The sequence below is a fragment of the Lacticaseibacillus daqingensis genome (genome assembly GCF_003946115.1).
Taxonomy (GTDB): Bacteria; Bacillota; Bacilli; order Lactobacillales; family Lactobacillaceae; genus Lacticaseibacillus; species Lacticaseibacillus daqingensis.
Genome location: NZ_RHOH01000009.1, coordinates 1 through 16795 on the forward strand (window position 1 = coordinate 1; position 16795 = coordinate 16795).

At 52.4% G+C, this 16795-nt stretch carries 16 protein-coding genes; 8 read left to right on the plus strand and 8 right to left on the minus strand.

Annotation, left to right across the window (positions count from 1 at the left end):
- Positions 1 to 107: 107 nt before the first annotated feature.
- From EKM88_RS10130 to EKM88_RS10145, 4 genes are all read right to left on the minus strand, one after another.
- Positions 108 to 359, minus strand: a complete 252-nt coding sequence (locus EKM88_RS10130) for a Veg family protein (protein ID WP_125705826.1) — start codon at positions 357 to 359, stop codon at positions 108 to 110.
- Between the two features lie 135 nt (positions 360 to 494).
- On the minus strand, positions 495 to 1373 hold the full coding sequence (rsmA, locus tag EKM88_RS10135) for a 16S rRNA (adenine(1518)-N(6)/adenine(1519)-N(6))-dimethyltransferase RsmA (RefSeq protein ID WP_125705828.1): 879 nt from the start codon (positions 1371 to 1373) through the stop codon (positions 495 to 497).
- A complete protein-coding gene (rnmV, locus tag EKM88_RS10140; RefSeq protein ID WP_125705830.1) occupies positions 1366 to 1932 on the minus strand; it encodes a ribonuclease M5 in 567 nt (188 codons plus the stop codon). The genes rsmA and rnmV overlap by 8 nt, the downstream gene beginning before the upstream one ends.
- Positions 1933 to 1935: 3 nt before the next feature.
- Entirely contained in the window at positions 1936 to 2721 is a 786-nt protein-coding gene (locus EKM88_RS10145; RefSeq protein ID WP_125705832.1) for a TatD family hydrolase, read from the minus strand.
- A 155-nt stretch (positions 2722 to 2876) separates the two neighbouring features.
- On the opposite strand from EKM88_RS10145, the gene EKM88_RS10150 reads away from it, so the two are divergent.
- The 6 genes from EKM88_RS10150 to EKM88_RS10175 all read left to right on the plus strand — a co-directional run bounded on the left by EKM88_RS10150 (position 2877) and on the right by EKM88_RS10175 (position 9204).
- Complete coding sequence (locus EKM88_RS10150; RefSeq protein ID WP_125705834.1) at positions 2877 to 3125, plus strand: hypothetical protein; 249 nt, start codon at positions 2877 to 2879, stop codon at positions 3123 to 3125.
- 181 nt (positions 3126 to 3306) lie between these two features.
- Positions 3307 to 5226, plus strand: a complete 1920-nt coding sequence (locus EKM88_RS10155; RefSeq protein ID WP_125705836.1) for a fructose-1,6-bisphosphatase — start codon at positions 3307 to 3309, stop codon at positions 5224 to 5226.
- Between the two features lie 216 nt (positions 5227 to 5442).
- Positions 5443 to 6222, plus strand: a complete 780-nt coding sequence (locus EKM88_RS10160) for a DeoR/GlpR family DNA-binding transcription regulator (RefSeq protein ID WP_125705837.1) — start codon at positions 5443 to 5445, stop codon at positions 6220 to 6222.
- Between the two features lie 64 nt (positions 6223 to 6286).
- Positions 6287 to 7288 carry a tagatose-bisphosphate aldolase gene (locus EKM88_RS10165; protein WP_125705839.1) on the plus strand — a complete coding sequence of 334 codons (1002 nt, stop codon included), beginning with the start codon at positions 6287 to 6289 and terminating at the stop codon, positions 7286 to 7288.
- An 83-nt stretch (positions 7289 to 7371) separates the two neighbouring features.
- Entirely contained in the window at positions 7372 to 8310 is a 939-nt protein-coding gene (locus EKM88_RS10170) for a hexose kinase (protein WP_125705841.1), read from the plus strand.
- Positions 8311 to 8319: 9 nt separating this feature from the next.
- Positions 8320 to 9204, plus strand: a complete 885-nt coding sequence (locus EKM88_RS10175; RefSeq protein WP_125705843.1) for an aldose 1-epimerase family protein — start codon at positions 8320 to 8322, stop codon at positions 9202 to 9204.
- Positions 9205 to 9396: 192 nt separating this feature from the next.
- Here EKM88_RS10175 and EKM88_RS10180 read toward each other — a convergent pair whose 3' ends face one another.
- From EKM88_RS10180 to EKM88_RS10195, 4 genes are all read right to left on the minus strand, one after another.
- Positions 9397 to 11046 (minus strand): PTS transporter subunit EIIC, encoded by a 1650-nt coding sequence (locus tag EKM88_RS10180; RefSeq protein ID WP_125705845.1) that lies wholly within the window; start codon positions 11044 to 11046, stop codon positions 9397 to 9399.
- A gap of 93 nt (positions 11047 to 11139) precedes the next feature.
- Entirely contained in the window at positions 11140 to 12783 is a 1644-nt protein-coding gene (locus EKM88_RS10185; protein ID WP_125705847.1) for an alpha-glucosidase, read from the minus strand.
- A gap of 71 nt (positions 12784 to 12854) precedes the next feature.
- Complete coding sequence (locus tag EKM88_RS10190; RefSeq protein ID WP_125705849.1) at positions 12855 to 13601, minus strand: carbohydrate deacetylase; 747 nt, start codon at positions 13599 to 13601, stop codon at positions 12855 to 12857.
- Between the two features lie 10 nt (positions 13602 to 13611).
- A complete protein-coding gene (locus EKM88_RS10195; protein WP_125705851.1) occupies positions 13612 to 14922 on the minus strand; it encodes a family 4 glycosyl hydrolase in 1311 nt (436 codons plus the stop codon).
- 168 nt (positions 14923 to 15090) lie between these two features.
- Here EKM88_RS10195 and EKM88_RS10200 point away from each other — a divergent pair, with 168 nt between their 5' ends.
- Both EKM88_RS10200 and EKM88_RS10205 read left to right on the plus strand, forming a co-directional pair.
- Positions 15091 to 15867, plus strand: coding sequence for a MurR/RpiR family transcriptional regulator (locus tag EKM88_RS10200; protein ID WP_225418472.1), 777 nt, complete (start codon positions 15091 to 15093; stop codon positions 15865 to 15867).
- 86 nt (positions 15868 to 15953) lie between these two features.
- The gene (locus EKM88_RS10205; RefSeq protein WP_225418469.1) at positions 15954 to 16337 is read left to right on the plus strand and encodes a PTS sugar transporter subunit IIA; all 384 of its coding nucleotides are present in this window, start codon (positions 15954 to 15956) and stop codon (positions 16335 to 16337) included.
- The last annotated feature ends 458 nt before the right edge of the window (positions 16338 to 16795 follow it).

Here is a 16795-nt window from a genome sequence, read left to right on the forward strand (position 1 = left end):
CTCGCAAGGTCTTAGGCTGGAAGACACCATCAGAAGTCTACCTGGGTAAAAAGTTGCACTTGAGTTGACAATTCGTCGCACAAAAAAACCGGCCCACAGCCGGTTTTTTACGACGCTTTTACTTCGTCATCAAATGTGATCTGAATCGATTTGGTGAGGAGGTCCGCATAACTGTATGAGACCCGTTCAAATGCATTCTCGTCTTGGTCCAGGTCGACCACGAAAATTGCCGGGTACGTTTCTTTGAGGGTTCCCTTGCGGCGGGTCACTTTTTTGCGGCCGGCCTGAGCGACAACGGTTAGATTTTCCCCGATTTTTGAATCGAGTTGTTGCTTGATGCTTGCGATTGTAATTGGCATGCACTTCACCCCTTACAAGAGATAATAGCACAAATGCAAGAAATTTGCAATTATACCATTACAATTCAAACCCCGCAACCAAAACGCGCCGCCACTCGGCGTTTTTTTAGGGTTTTCTCATTGATGTGGGGGCCCTTACAGTCCAGCTGTTCGCAGGGCCTCGCTGAGTGCGGCAAACTGGGCGATCGAAAGCTGCTCGGCACGCTGACTCGGCGCGATCTCAACCGCGGCGAGCGCGGTTGTCAGCTTGGCCTTGGTGTCGTCGCTCTTACCATACAGGCTGGTCAGGTTGTTCCACAGGGTCTTGCGCCGGGCAACGAAACTGCCGCGCACCAGGCGATCAAATGCGGCCTGATCTACCACGGCGGCACGCGGGGTCGCCCGCCGGGTCAGCGTAACGATGGCGGAGTCCACGTTGGGGGCCGGCACGAACGCGGTGCGGCTGACGGTGAAGGCCACGGCCACATCCATGTGCTGCTGCACGCCGATGGAGAGGCTGCCGTAGTCCTTACTGTTTGGCTGAGCGGTCAGGCGCGCCGCCACCTCCTTTTGCATCATCACCGTGATGCTGGCAAAGTCGATGGGCGCATCGATCAGGTGCATCAGGATCGGCGTTGTGATGTAGTACGGCAGGTTCGCCACTACTTTGATGGCGTGCTGCCCATCAAAGTGCGTCGCGATCAGCGTCGCCAGATCCGCCTTCAGGACATCCCCTTCTACCACCGTGGTGTTGGGGTACGGCGCCAGCGTTTCGGCCAGCACCGGCAGCAACCGCGGATCGATCTCAAGCGCCAGCACCTGGTGCGCCGCGGTGGCCAGGAACTCGGTCAGCGCGCCGATGCCGGGGCCGATCTCGATCACGTCATCGGCGGCTGACACGGCGGCAGCGGCCACAATGTTACTGAGGATCTTCGGGTTGGTCAAAAAGTTCTGGCCGAGGCTCTTCTTGAACCGAAAGCCGTGCCGGCGCAGGATGTCATTGGTGCGGCTCGGCGTTGCAATGTGGTCAGGCATGGGCGTCCTCCTTGGATTGAAGCTGCTGTATGGCCGCGGCAAACGCGGCCGGAGTGATCTGAAACTGCGCGAGGCGTTTTTGCAACTGCTTGCCGTTGGTGTAGCCGATGTGCAGCAGCTCGCCGAGTTGCTCCCGGCGCTGACGTGCGTTGGGGCCGCCCAGCAGGCCGGCGTCCAGCAGGTCGGTGCGCGGGATCAGGGTCGGCGCGGCCACTTGCTCGGTGGTCAGGTGCGTCAGTGCCTCGCGCAAGGCCGCCGGGCTGGCGTGCTCGACACCCAGCGACCCCTGCTTGTCCGGCACCGCTTCGGCGCGGGGCAAAAAGGCGTGGGTCACGCCGGGCACGGCGCGGCTGATGGTTTTGCGGATCTTTTCGCCGGGAAAATCCGGGTCCGTCAGCACGATCACCCCGCGGGTCGCCTGCGCCTTTTGGATCAGCGCAAGCGTGGCCGGGGAGATCGCGCTGCCTTGGGTCTCAATCGTATCAATGGGGCCAAATGTCTCGTAAAGCCGCTTGGTGTCATCGCGGCCTTCCACCACGATCACTTGCTTGAATGTCATGTTTTATCCTTTATCTGTGTCTGTGAGGCCAAACACCCGGTGGGCGTTGGCGCGCGTCATTGCCGCGATCGCTTCAGGCGTGGTCTCGCGGTACTTCGCCACGGCTTCCACCACGTAGCGGGTGTAGGCGGGCTGGTTCGGCTTGCCGCGGTACGGCACCGGTGTCAGGTACGGGGCGTCGGTTTCCACCAGCAGGCGGTCGGCGGGGATCACCTGCACGCTTTCGTGTTCCGCCGGGGCATTTTTGAAGCTGACGATGCCCGAGTAGGAGACGTACATCCCCAGGTCAAGGAAGCGCTTGGCCCACTCGGCGTCTCCGGTGAAGCTGTGCATGATGCCGCCGAAGTCTTCGAGGTGCGCCGCCTTCAAAAGCGTGTAGGTGTCCTCAAAGGCATCGCGGGTGTGGATCGACACCGGCATGTGCTGCTCCCGGGCGATCGCCAGCTGGCGCGCAAACACGCGGCGCTGGGTCTCGCGGGGGCTGGTGTCCCAGTGGTAGTCCAGGCCGATCTCGCCCAGCGCCACGGTTTTGGGCGTCGCCAGCTGCGTCATCAAAAGCGCCTCGGCGGCCGGCGTGTAATCCTTGCTGGACTCGGGGTGCCAGCCGACGATCGCGTACAGCTGCGGGAACTGCACCGCCAGCGCCATGGCTCCGGCGTTCATCGCCGTGTCCGACCCGACGATGGCCATCTCGGTGACGCCCAGCGCTGCGGCTTCCGCCACATACGCCGCCTCGCGGCCTGCGTACGGGGTATCGTTCAGGTGGGTGTGTGAGTCAAAAATCTCCATCTTGTGGCCTCCCTGCCTTCGTATCCGTTCCATTATACACTAATCCCCGCACGCATTCGGGGTCGGTTTGAAGGTGAATGACCCCAACCATAATTCATCTTTCATTCTAGTATCATCCTGCTATAATGTAATCAAATTCTTTGGAGGGAATATTGATGTCCACAGTTAATTTGATTGTCCGGGTGTATACCGACCTCGACCATCGGCAGGTCGTCGAAGTCATCTACGCGAGTGCCGATCACGCCAAGGCGCTAACGCGACTGAACCAGCTTAGGCATGAAGCCACCGCGGCGATCCACTTGCTCCTGTACACGGTGCCGCTTGACACCGACCTGCCCCAGCTTGCCACCTACCCCGTCATTGAAACCAGCCCCCACAACCTCAAGGGCCACCCACAAGAATAAGGCGCCGCGCCCCTTATTGATGCGGCCACCCCTCGCCAGCACGTCGCTCAGTCTGGTGAAGGGTGGTCGTTTTTGCTTTGGTCCACCCGTATCCGGTCCAAAAATCAGGCAGTGACATTTGGTGTTTCGGCCAACTTCCGGTATAGTGGGGGCAAACTGGTCTAGCAAAGGAGACGATACTGTGGCTGACCCAACTGCCGCCTACCAGACGCTGCCTGCCATCACCACTGAGCTGATCAACCTGACTGCCATTTTGCACTTGCCCAAGCCGACCGAGGCCTTCATGAGCGATCTCCACGGCGAGTACGATGCGTTTCAGCATGTCCTGCGCAGTGGTAGCGGCAACGTCAAAGTCAAGATCCAAGAATGCTTCATCGGTGAGCTGACGCCCACCGCCCTGCAGGAGCTGGCCTTTTTGGTCTACTACCCCAGCGAGCGGTTGACCGTCCAGCACACCCGCACCACCGGCGAGGCGCTCACGCAGTGGTACCTCACCACCGTGCGTCAACTGCTCCGCCTGCTCGCATACACGGCCATGAAGTACACACGCTCCAAGGTGCGCAAGGCACTCGACCCGAATTTTGTCTACATCACCGAGGAACTGCTGTACAACTCAGCCACTGCCGATGACAAGGTGACCTACTACGGCACGCTGATCAACACGCTGATCGACCTGCACCAGGTGGACGGCTGGATCGTGGCCACCTGCCACACGATCCAGCGCCTGACCGTCGACCACTGGCACATTGTCGGCGATATTTACGATCGTGGGCCCGCCCCGGATCAGATTGTCGAGACGCTGATCCAGCGCAGCGACACCGTGGATCTGCAATGGGGCAACCACGACATTCTCTGGCTGGGCGGCGCGGCCGGTTCCCCGCTGTGCATCGCCAACCTGATCCGCATCTGCGCCCGCTATGGGAACCTCGATATTCTTGAGGAGGCGTACGGCATCAACCTGCGGCCGCTCACTCGCCTCGCCGAACGCTACTACGCCGACAACCCGATGTTTCGGCCCAAGCTGGACAGTGGCCGCGCGCCACTGAGCGTTGATGAACAGCTGGAAGTGACCAAAATCCACCAGGCCATCGCCATCCTGCAGTTCAAGCTGGAGGGCCCCGTCATTTTGCGCCGCCCCGAATTTCACATGACGCACCGCCTGATCCTAGATAAACTCACTGCAGACCGCACGCAGGTGCACCTCAACGGCCAGGACTATCCGGTGACGAACGGGTGCTTCGTCACGGTGGATGCCGCCGCCCCGTTCACGCTATTACCGGAAGAACAGACCGTCATCGATCAGCTGGTCCACGCCTTCACGCACTCCGAACGCCTGCACCGCCACATGGATTTTCTGGTCGATCACGGCCACATGTTCCTGCAGTACAACCAGAACCTGCTCTTGCACGGCTGTGTGCCCGTGAACGATGCGGGCGCATTCGTCGGCCTGACGCTGGACGGGGTGACCTACGCCGGCCGCGCGCTGTTTGAGATGCTGGAGGCGAACCTGCGCGTGGCTTACACCCACCCCGCGGAGTCGGCGGACCGCGCCACGGACCTGCTGTGGTACCTGTGGACCGGGCCGTACTCCCCGCTGTTTGGCAAGCACGACATGACCACGTTCGAGCGCTACTTCATTCAGGCCACAGCGGCGCATGACGAGCATCCGAACCCCTATTATCACCTGCGTCACGACCCCGCGTTCGTCCAACGGCTCCTGCGCGAGTTCGGGCTGGACCAGGCCGTTGGGCACGTGATCAACGGCCACACGCCGATCAAAAAGGGCAACTCCCCCATCATGGCCAACCGCAAAATGATCGTCATTGATGGCGGCTTTTCCCGCCCTTATCAGGCCACGACCGGCATCGGCGGCTACACCCTGCTGGACAACTCGTATGGGATGCAGCTTGTCACCCACCAACCGTTCGTGTCCAAAAAAGAAGCCCTGCGCGACCTGACGGACATCCTTTCGACCAAGCGCGTCGTGGCCGCCGAACGCCAGCGCCGCACGGTCGCCCAAACCGATATCGGTGCCGCGCTTCAGCAACAGATCGCAACGCTCACGGCGCGCCTGACGACGCGACAACCACCACACAAGTAGACCATTGCCCGGCGGTCACCCCTGCGACTGTGTGTTTTTGTTTGCCAATGTTTATTCCGCTGCCGCGCGCGTGAGGTTGACCAATAAGGCGCGCCCCAGTGCGGTTCGCGATGATGCAGGGACCGGTTTCATCAGGGGTTGACGGCGGATTCAGTCCGTGTTATCGTGGTCGAGTAAACAGAAACAAACATTTTCTAACAGAATCGAGGTGAGCACTTGCTAAAACGAGAACGACTGCTGAAGATTCGCACGCTGGTCGATGACAAGGGCATCATGACTGTCAACGAGATCGGCGATAGCTTGGGCGTGTCGACCATGACCGTCCGGCGCGACCTCGATGAGCTGGCGGAAGAGCACGCTTTGGTCCGCATTCACGGCGGCGCGCAGAGCATGCGCTACCGCCAAAGCGCGGAGATCGCACGCTTGGAGCGGCGGGCGTTGAACGTGGCGGAGAAAAACGAGGTGGCGAAAATTGCGGCCGGGTTGGTTCACTCCGGGGACACGATCTACATCGGCCCCGGCACCACCAACGAGCTGATTGCCACTTACCTGAACCTCTCAGACGTCCGGGTGGTGACGAACAGCCTCCCCGTTTTCCAAAGCTTTCAGGACCGCTCGGCCCAGTTCGCCTTGCAGCTCATCGGAGGGACCTATCAGGCCCACTCCGGGGCGTTCATCGGCAGCTTGGCCAACGAGGTGATCCTCAGGCTGCGCACCGATCTGGCCTTCATCAATGTGAACGGCATTGACGGTAACGCCATCACCAATGCCAGCCCCGATGAAGGCCAGACCCAGCGCATCGCCTTTGACAACGCCAAGGCCCGCTACGTCCTGGCCGACCTGACCAAGCTGAACCACCGCGACTTCTACACGTTCTACGCGTTGGACCAAACCACAGCGCTGATCACCAACGCTGCGATCAACGCCACCGACCGGGCGGCGTACGGCCAATTCACGCAAGTGCTGACTGGCGAGTCGGAAAATGCGCAAGTTTGACACTGTTGCTGTAATCTAGACGGTGACCGGGCGACCGGGACACCACAATATGGAGGGACTATTAATGTCTGTAAAGCTTACTGCTGGTCAATTGGAACACTTGAAGAAACTCTCTGACAAGAACAACGTGATCTCCGCCCTGGCCATCGACCAGCGCGGTTCCCTGAAGAAGATGATCGCGGCGGCCGCGAACCAACCTTCTAACGAAACTGAAATCGTTGACTTCAAGAAGGCCGTTTCCGCTGAATTAACCAAGTACGCCAGCTCCATCCTGCTGGACCCAGAATACGGCCTGCCAGCTGCCAACGTGCGCGATGAAAACGCCGGCTTGCTGCTTTCCTACGAAAAGACCGGTTACGATGCCACCGAACCTGGCCGCTTCCCTGACCTGATCGACGACCAAAGCGCCCTGCGCATCGCCGAAGAAGGTGGCGACGCCGTTAAGTTCCTGCTTTACTACGACACAGACGAATCCGATGCCATCAACGACCGCAAGAAGGCCTTCGTTGAACGCGTTGGGGCCGAAGCCAAGGCCAACGACCTGCCAATGTTCTTGGAACTCGTTTCCTACGATGCCAACATGGACTCCGTGACCGATGCCGCTTACTCCAAGGTCAAGCCACACAAGGTCATCGAAATGACCAAGGAATTCTCCAAGCCACGCTACAACGTTGCCGTGTTGAAGCTCGAAGTGCCGGTTAACCAGAAGTTCGTTGAAGGCTTCACCGAAGACGGCACCGAAGCCGTTTATACCAAGGCAGAAGCTGCGGCTTACTACAAGGAACAGTCCGACGCAACGGACCTGCCATTCATCTTCCTGTCCGCTGGCGTGACCAACGACCTGTTCTTGAAGGAACTGCAATTCGCTAAGGACGCGGGCTCCACCTTCAACGGCGTGCTTTGCGGCCGCGCAACCTGGAAGAACGGTGTGAAGCCATTCGCTGCCGAAGGCGAAGAAGCCGGTAAGACCTGGCTGCAAACCGAAGGCAAGGCCAACATCGACCGTCTGAACAAGGTGCTGGCCGAAACCGCCACCCCTTGGACGAACAAAGTGGTCACCGACTAAGCGACGTCACACAAAAGCCGATCCCGGTTATCGGGACCGGCTTTTTCTGTTCGCACCCCTGTGTGCGGAAAGGAGTTTTAGCCATGATTCTCACCGTTACCATGAACCCATCCATTGATATCGCCTACCCACTGGACCATTTGGCCATCGACACTGTCAACCGCATCACTGATGTCCGCAAAACCGCCGGCGGCAAAGGTCTCAACGTGTCGCGCGTGATCCACCTGCTGAGCCACCCACTGGTCGCCACTGGTGTGTTGGGCGGCAACTTCGGCCGCTTCATCGAAACCAAGCTCGACGAAGACGGCATTCCTCACGACTTCAGCCACATCGATCAGGAGTCGCGCCAGTGCATCGCCATCCTGCACGACGGCGGCAACCAAACCGAGATCCTCGAAGCCGGGCCTGAGCTGAGTGCCGCAGACGGTGCGGCCTTTCTCACCCACTTCGACCAGTTGCTGGCGCAAGCGGACCTCGTCACCATCTCCGGCTCCCTGCCACGCGGTTTAGCCCCGGACTTCTACAGCACTATGATCGCCCACGCTGCCGCCAAGCAGGTCAAGGTGATCCTAGATGCGTCTGGTGCCGCCTTGACGGCCGGCATCACCGCCTCGATCAAGCCACTGCTCATCAAGCCTAACGAAGACGAGCTGGCCGCGTTGCTCAACGTCCCGGTCGACAAGCACGACCTGCCGGCCTTGAAGCAACACCTTCAGGCCCCGGTGTTCGCGGGTATCGAGTGGATCGTCGTGTCCCTCGGGGCCGCCGGTGCGTTCGTTAAGCACAACGACCGCTACTACCAAGCCGCGATCCCGAAGATCAACGTTGTCAACCCTGTTGGCTCCGGTGATTCGACCTTGGCCGGCCTTGCCATGGCGATCGCGGACGGCAAGGATGACGAAGCCGTGATGAAGACGGCCATGACCACCGGCATGCTCAACACGATGGAAGCCCAGACCGGCTTCGTCAACCCGGCACTGTTTGACGAATACTACGCCAAAGTCACCGTCACCGCACTGTAGGAGGCCACCATGCTCACGATTACGAATTCACAGTTCACCGCGACCATCAATCCCTTGGGGGCCGAGCTGACGACCCTGACCCGCAACGCGGACGGCCGCAACTACATCTGGGCCGATGCAGACGGGCGCTACTGGAGCCGCCACGCGCCGATTCTTTTCCCCTCGATCGGCCGCTCCAACTCAGACGAGTACGTGCTGGACGGGCAAACCTACCCGATGCGCCAGCACGGATTTGCCCGCGATTTTACGTTCGACACCATCACCCCAAACGCGGCCGACAGCGTCAACCTGACACTACACGCCACCCCGGAGACGAAGCAGCTGTTCCCGTTTGACTTCGCATTGACCATTACCTACACGCTCACTGCCACCGGGCTACAGGTCGAGGCCACGGTCACCAACCGCAACGCCGTCCCAGCGCGCAAAATGCCGTTTGCCTTGGGCTTTCACCCCGGGTTTGCACTGACCCAGCCGCTTGATCACTACACCGTCACCCTGAACGGCGCCACGACCCCAGTTGAGGCGTTCGGTATCGGCCCCGTCCCGTTCCGTGACGAGACGCTGGCCCCACTCGCTGCGGCGGCAGGCACCACCATTCCGCTCAGCTACGCACTGCTGGACGACGGCCTCGTGATTCTCGACGCCCGCACCGCGACCAGCGCCACTCTCGCCACCGCAGACGGTAGCCACACCGTCACGATCGACCTGGCGGATTTCCCGTACCTGACCCTGTGGAGCCCGGAGCACAAACAGGCCCCATTCATCTGTGTGGAACCCTTCGATGGCCTGCCGGACCAGGCCGGTCACCCGAGCAACTGGCTTCAAAAAGCTGGCAACACCGTACTCAAGGGTGGCGACCACAAAACCGTCGGCTTTACGCTGACACTGGCCTAACCCAAAAAGCTCGCCTCTGGCGTGGCCGATGTCCTGCAATTGCAGGACCCGGCCGCGCTGGGGCGGGCTTTTTGAGAACATTTAGATTTCTAACTATCAAGAAAATTTGGTCATATCCGTTCCGATATTTGCGTCCCTTCGTCAAAATAGCTTCCAAATAAAAGGAAATTTGCCTACCAATTAGAAGCTTCGCTACTCCGCGACTGCGCTTAGTCCTTTAATGTAGTCCTTCAAATCTTCCGCCACATCTGAGACGCCTACGCCGATCACAATTTGCACATTGTGACTCTTTTGAATTACACCTGCAGCAGGATACTTTTTCAGCGTTGCAACGTCAACTTTATTAGGGTCGAAAACATCAATCCGTAATCGTGAGATACAGTTATTGATTTCTTCTATGTTATCAATGCCTCCTAACCCTTCAACAATAGGTTTAAAATTCCCCGCTGTACTAAGTGCGTTGGGTGCAGGTGCTTGATTACTTGAAGGTGTTTCTTGTGAGTCAAATACATCAGAGCCTTCCTTGCTAGGGTCAAGCGTTGGCGAAGGATTATCGAGAACGACATCTCCGTCAGTATCAAGATCAACTCCAATGATATCCTCTCGGCCAATGGTTGGAATCTTAAGCTTTACAATCAGCGTCTTAAACACAAAGTACTCAATTGCAATCATTGCTAAACCAACTGGTATGATCATTATCTGATGTCCTACACTCGGTGGAATAGCCAGACTATACATGACCGTGGTGATGATGGCCTCCACCGAGATTCGAATTCCAGCAACGTTTGCTAAAAAGAGACCGAAACCATAAATAACAGCGTGCGCGAACCACAGAATCGGGCTAACAAACAAGAAGAGAAATTCAATCGGTTCAGTAATGCCCGCAACAACAGCCGTGAATACAGCAGGCCAAACGATTGCTTTCGCGCGCGCCTTATTTTTGGGAAGTGCTGTAGCAACAAGCGCCAGCCCAATACCGATTGGCAAGAACATCGGCCCCATATTGCCAAGATACCCAATTGATGGATCCATATGGGTCAGACTGTTTGCATTTCCAAGCTCAGTCAGCCAGATATTCATGGCACCGCTTACAGTCTTCCCCGCAATTCGTGCAGTGCCACCAAGTGGCGTATAGTAAATTGGCATCCAGAGAAGGTGATGCATACCAAACGGCAACATCAACCGATTAAGGAATCCATAAAACATGTATCCAAGCGCACCCATTCCTGACATGCTTTCCACCGATAAGGTAACCAAGTGATTAATTGGTGGCCACACATAGGAAACTAGAATTGCAAAGAACATCGTTGTGAAGATTAACAAAACATAGGTAAACTTTGTTCCCTCGTAAGGAGCTAGAAAGGATACCTTAAACTTAACGCCACCAAATTTATTAACAAAGAATCCTACTAAACACCCTAGAATAATTCCAAGAAAAACCCCCATATCAGTCGCTTGAATACCGAGAATGAGGTTTTGCCCTGTACCATACAGGCCAGACGGCCCAGGCTTAGCTAATCTGTGAGTTAGATCAAGCCAAAAGTGGTTTGAGTAGAGAAAAATTAGAAAGGTTGTAATTGCTAGAATTGCGGCATCTGTTTTTTTCTTCTTGGCAATCGCAGTCGCAATTCCGACACAGAAAATAACGGATAGTTGGCTGATTGCTGCCCCGTTGAGAACGGTAAAAATACCATTTCCGACAGTCTGCAGAAGGGCTGGCATTTCTTTGATCTTAAATAACGCAGCAACAGAGATAAATAGCCCAGATACTGCCATGAACATCACAGGTTGAATAATGGCTCTCGCAAATGTTTGAGTCAATTTTTGAAGTTTCACTTTCATGTTCTTGCCTCCAGTCTTTTTTTATTTGAAGTGGTTTTTCAGTTAGGTTAGCGCTTACATTTTGCTTTTCAAAGCCTGCGCTAATCGATACTTTCAATTTTTGTTCAAGTAGACTTTCACCTCATACGCTCGGAGGTAGGCACCACGGTCATCCATGTAATTGCTTTGTAGCAACCGTTCGTCTCTTGCTGCAATTTCGCGCGAAATCTCTCGATCTGTCCAATTTGCAATTAAAGTCAATGTCTGCCCCTCAAAACGTCTTTGATAGATCCAAGCCTCCTCATCCTCAGGACTTATTAACTGGTAGTCACCGTACACAATAATCGGGTACAGGCGACGCAGCCGATTCATCTGCTTGTAGAAAGAAAATACAGAGTTTCCATCCCTAATTTCTTTTTCTGCATTGATTGCCTGGTAATTCGGATTAACCATTATCCACGGTTTTATATCTGATGTTGTAAAGCCCGCATTAGGTCGATTATCCCACTGCATCGGTGTGCGTGCATTATCACGTGAACCTCTACGTAACGCCTCCAGCATTTGCTCTGGCGTTAACTCACGATTCTTTTCGACCCATTCATGATAAGCATTCAAACTTTGAATATCACGAAAATCGCCCAGTCGATAAAAATTTGAGTTGTTGGTCATCCCAAGCTCTTCCCCTTGGTAAATATAAGGGGTTCCTTGCTGATAGTGTAGTACTGCGCCTAACATTTTAGCCGAACGTTCACGAAATTTCTCAGTGTCACTGCCAAAGCGTGACACGACGCGTGGTTGGTCATGATTATTCCAATAGAGAGAATTCCAAGCCTTGCCATCTAGTCCTTCTTGCCATCGACTCATAATCGACTTAAGCTTACTGAGTTTAAGCGGGTGAAGGCGCCATTGCGCATATTTATCATCGTGATCAAGTCTCATATGCTGAAACTGAAAAATCATATTTAATTCATTCGAGTCGAATCCAGCATATTCCTTGGCAAGTTCTGGCTCTGTATCCATCATCTCGCCCACGGTCATAATATCGTAATGCTGTAGTACAGCATTATTCATCTCTTTTAGGTACTCCTGTACTTCCGGTAAATTGATTGGCCTTGGTGTATTCTGACTGAACTTTTCCGGCTTTGCAATCATGTTGATGACATCCATACGAAAGCCATCGATTCCCTTGTCTAACCACCAACGCATCATCTCAAAGATCGATTCCCGAACGAACTTCGAACGCCAATTTAGATCAGGTTGTTTATCCGTATAGATATGCAAGTAATATTGTTCACGAGAAGATTCGTACTTCCACGCCGAACCCATAAATCTCGACTCCCAGTCATTCGGTGCATCACCATTATCTCCGTTCTGCCAGATGTAATAATCACTGAACTCGTTATTGCGACTCTTACGACTTTCAATAAACCATGGGTGTTCATCGCTTGTGTGATTGACTACGAGATCAAGGATAATTTTTATACCCTCGTGATGTGCACGTCTCAGAAGCTCATCGAAGTCGGCCATGGTCCCAAAATCTGAGTGAATGGCCTGATAATCACTAATATCGTAGCCGTTATCGACGTTGGGACTCTTAAATATCGGATTGAGCCAGATCACATCAGCGCCCAGTTCTTTTATATAGCCGAGTCGGTTAATAATTCCCCGAATATCACCAATTCCATCTCCATCACTATCTTGAAATGATCGCGTATAAACCTGGTATACAACAGCTTCCTTCCACCATGCTTTTGTCATAATTATTCCTCATAGACTCAATCGAGCGCACTTAATCTCGCAAGCATTTGCCCTTCCGATTCACTAACACTCTATAAATCACTGAATCTACCTAAGGTGATACCCTCATTTTTCATCATTACCTTATACTCCGGGCGTTGTAACTCACGGGCAGTATAAACACGATTGGTCGTCAGGCTTGAGCGACTGTTTAGTTCCGCGTCAACATACCCTGGATGACACATCGCCTCTACACTTCCACAGGCATGAACATCCTCAATAAGGTTTCGTGTGGTCATTGGCTTCCAGATTGCCTTAGTTAATCCAAGATGATCAAACGCATCGTCAAGGTGTGCAGGGGATTTAATGTCACTTGGAACCTCATAATTTCGACGCACAGGGAGCCCAAACTCGCGAGCTAATCTCTCGTAAACAGGCTGAATCGCTGGCAACATATCAACGTGGTGGTGACTGTCAAGATGATCGGGTGTTAAGCCCGCAGCGAAAACCCGATCAATCTGCGCATGCCATTCTTTATAGAGTTCATCGGGATCAATTTCAAAGTGTTCTTCATAAAAGGAAATCTTTTTAAAATCACCTTGGTCAGTTGTAATCGAACTACCAGTTTTTAAAATTGGTGTCCCACAGGTTAGAACTAAATGTACGCCTATACCCAGGCCAGGATTTTCCTTTGCCATTGCAACGGCTTGGTCAAAGCCTGGCATATTTGCCATTAGCGTCGTAGATGTTAAAACGCCTAATTGATAGGAATCCAAAATAGCATGGTTTAGCCCTGGACCATATCCAAAGTCGTCCGCATTGATAATCAATAAATTCATGTAAATCCTCCTACTTCAAATTCACCCAATAGTCGCCATTTGCCGCGATGAAGTCATCAAGAACATTCTTAGCAACCGTTGCATTTGGTACCGTTTGATTCAACGTAAATGCCTCCAAAGCTTTCTGATAAGAATTCTCGAAGAAAGCATCTACCAACAACTTTTCGGCGGCAACCTGCGCTTCCATCAAACCCTTCTGAAAGTCCGGAATGTCGAATCGAAGCGAAATAGGCTCGACTCCCTTCGCATTCACATAACAAGGAATCTCTACAACAGCATCCGGGCGAAGGTTCGGAATTGCACCCATATTTGGAACAATTAGCATAAACCGTTTATTCTGATTATGAATAATTGACATTGCCATTTCTACGATATATTGGCCATGTGCCACGCTCTTGTAGTCAATTGTATCTAGATCTCGATTTTCCTGGATTTTTGCAACGTTCTCTTTAATTGTTTTATTACGGCCATCCATTATCTCATTCGCCCGAGTGTAGGTCGGATTAGCAGATTCAACGATCTTATCAGGGAACAGGTAGTACTGTAGATAGTTGTTCATTAGATTATCTGGGAAAACACGCTGCATATCTGCCATAATGTTCCAGGTATGCGCCCACGACGGTTCTGTGCCTTCGGTATTAAAGCCTTGCTGCTTGATCTTTTCGAGAATTTCCGGCATAACATCTCTACCTTTTGTGACATCGTAAATATCGTGATACCAGCCGAAGTGATTTAATCCGTAGTAAGTAGCAACGAGGTTTTTGCGATCATAACCGAAGGATCGCTCCAGAAGCATTTCAATCCCGATCGTCATATCACATGCATTGATAATTTTAATATTCGGGAACTGACGCCGGACCGTCTCGGAGACAATCGTTTCAGGATTGGTGTAATTTAGAATCCATGCATCAGGTGGATACTGCTGAATGAACCCAACCATCTCAGTAAAGCCTTTCATGGTTCTCATACCATAAGCAAAACCACCAAGTCCGCATGTTTCTTGACCAACCAAACCGTACTTCAACGGAATTTTTTCATCTAGCTCACGCATTTCCATGCCGCCAACACGAATCTGCGAAAAAATAAAATCACAGCCTGTAAAAGCGTCCTTGGGATCTGAAGTAGCAACTAATTTGACATCTTCATGTTCACGCTTCAGCAGGAAATCCATAATAATGCGCATATCTTCGTTGCGCACCTCATCAGTATCGTAGAGACGAATTTCGTTGATCAGAAATTCTTTCCTGTATCTCAACGCCGTCAGCAAGATTCCGGGTGTATGTCCACTCCCCCCACCAGCAATAGTTATAACGTAACTCATAGAGAACTCCTCCATTAACAATATTTTGATACATGTATATTACACGCTCAAATAAGTTACAATGAAAGCGTTCAACCGATAGTAGATGCGAATTTTCCTACACAGAAAATTTGTGTCAACATCTGAAAAATATTGCAAAAAGGGGATCTAACATTGACATCACTTTTTTTGTCCTTATTCAACCGATATAAGTCAATCCTTTCAACTAGCGAGCTAGCCTTGTTGACCGAACTATCCCGGCACGCCAATGAAATTCCAGGATCTACAATTTCGACAATGGCGACTCAGCTTTTCATTTCAAAGTCCACGCTTTATCGTTTAATTCGCAAACTTGGATTTGATGGCTACTCAACTTTCAAATACCGGGTAAGTGACTCGTTAGTCGAAGAAACGCCGAAGTATCCCGCACCTTCAAATTTACTTGATATGACAATTAACCAAATCAACAAGACCTATGCGCTAAATCAAGCTCAGCTGACATCAGCTGCAAGACTTTTTCTCGGTGCCGATGCGCGTTACGTGTATGGCACGGGATGGAAGCAAAAACAAGTCGTTGACAATTTCTCAACTGACCTCTTAATTTACGGTGAGCAAAGTCTGACACTACGTAACAAAACAGATTTGGCAAATGCTGTCACTCATATGACTAGCAATGATCTTTTACTATTTACGTCGATGTCTGGAACTCTAAGTGGCTACGAGGATACCGCTGATGAGATACATCTTCGCGGAATTCCAATTATTAGTGTGACAAGCGACGCCCCAACATCGTTAAGTAAAGAAGCCTCGATTTCGTTATTCTTTGCAAGTGAACCTAGCCGTGCCGGGCGCTTACATTGGCAAATCACGTCAATGAGTTTTGCGTTTGATCTTTTGATCCAGGCAATCTTGATTGAGAGAAATAAACAGGAAAGTCTGCCGGCCGTTTCATTTAACGAAAAATAAGTTCATCTTCCCCCCTGGGACTTGTTGGCAATGTCAGCAAATTGTTATGATACAGCAGCGTTTAGCAGATAAAGGGGAGGGATACCATGTTCAATTTTTTTAAAAAAAGCCAGTTATCAACAGAGTTTGTTGCCCCCGTTGATGGACAATTAATTCCAATCACCTCAGTTAACGACCCTGTATTTTCTCAAAAAATGATTGGTGATGGCTTCGCTGTCATTCCAAACAATGGCACTCTAGTCTCACCGGCTTCAGGAGAGATCTCTAGTGTTTTCCCGACAAAGCATGCACTTACCATCACTACCGAAACCGGCTTAGAAGTCATTCTCCATCTCGGGCTTGATACCGTTAGTCTTAATGGCACACCTTTTAGCCTCACCGTTGTGGCAGGGCAACATATTCAAGCGGGAGATCTCCTAGGAACGATGTCTTTAAGCGATATACAAAATAGTCAGCTGGATCCACGGTAATCGTTGCTATTTCTAATATGTCTATTGCACTCCCACTCCCACTTATAACGACCAAAAAAGTTAACGCCGGTGAGCGCGTACTCAATGTTAATATCAAACACACCTCCAAATAATCCCAGTATCGAACACTCACTAAACAAATGGAGCCGGCCGTGATAACCGACTCTTTTTTGGGTGCCGTTTAATTAGAGTGACGCTTTATTTAGAACAAGTGAAAGCATCTCAAGGAGTCGACCACTATTTTCGCGACCTCTTCAGGTTCTGTTCAAATTACTTATTTTCCATCTCACAACATGCATGACTACACAGTCTACGCAAACAACCAACTCGTCTTTATTTGTAGTGGGACGGTTGCTCTTACACTTTGTGATTAGACACATGTCTCGTTTCAATATTTGCTGGTGATTTCACAGACAACGTTTATAAACATGTAGCAAAGCGAAAAGGTTACAGGAGAA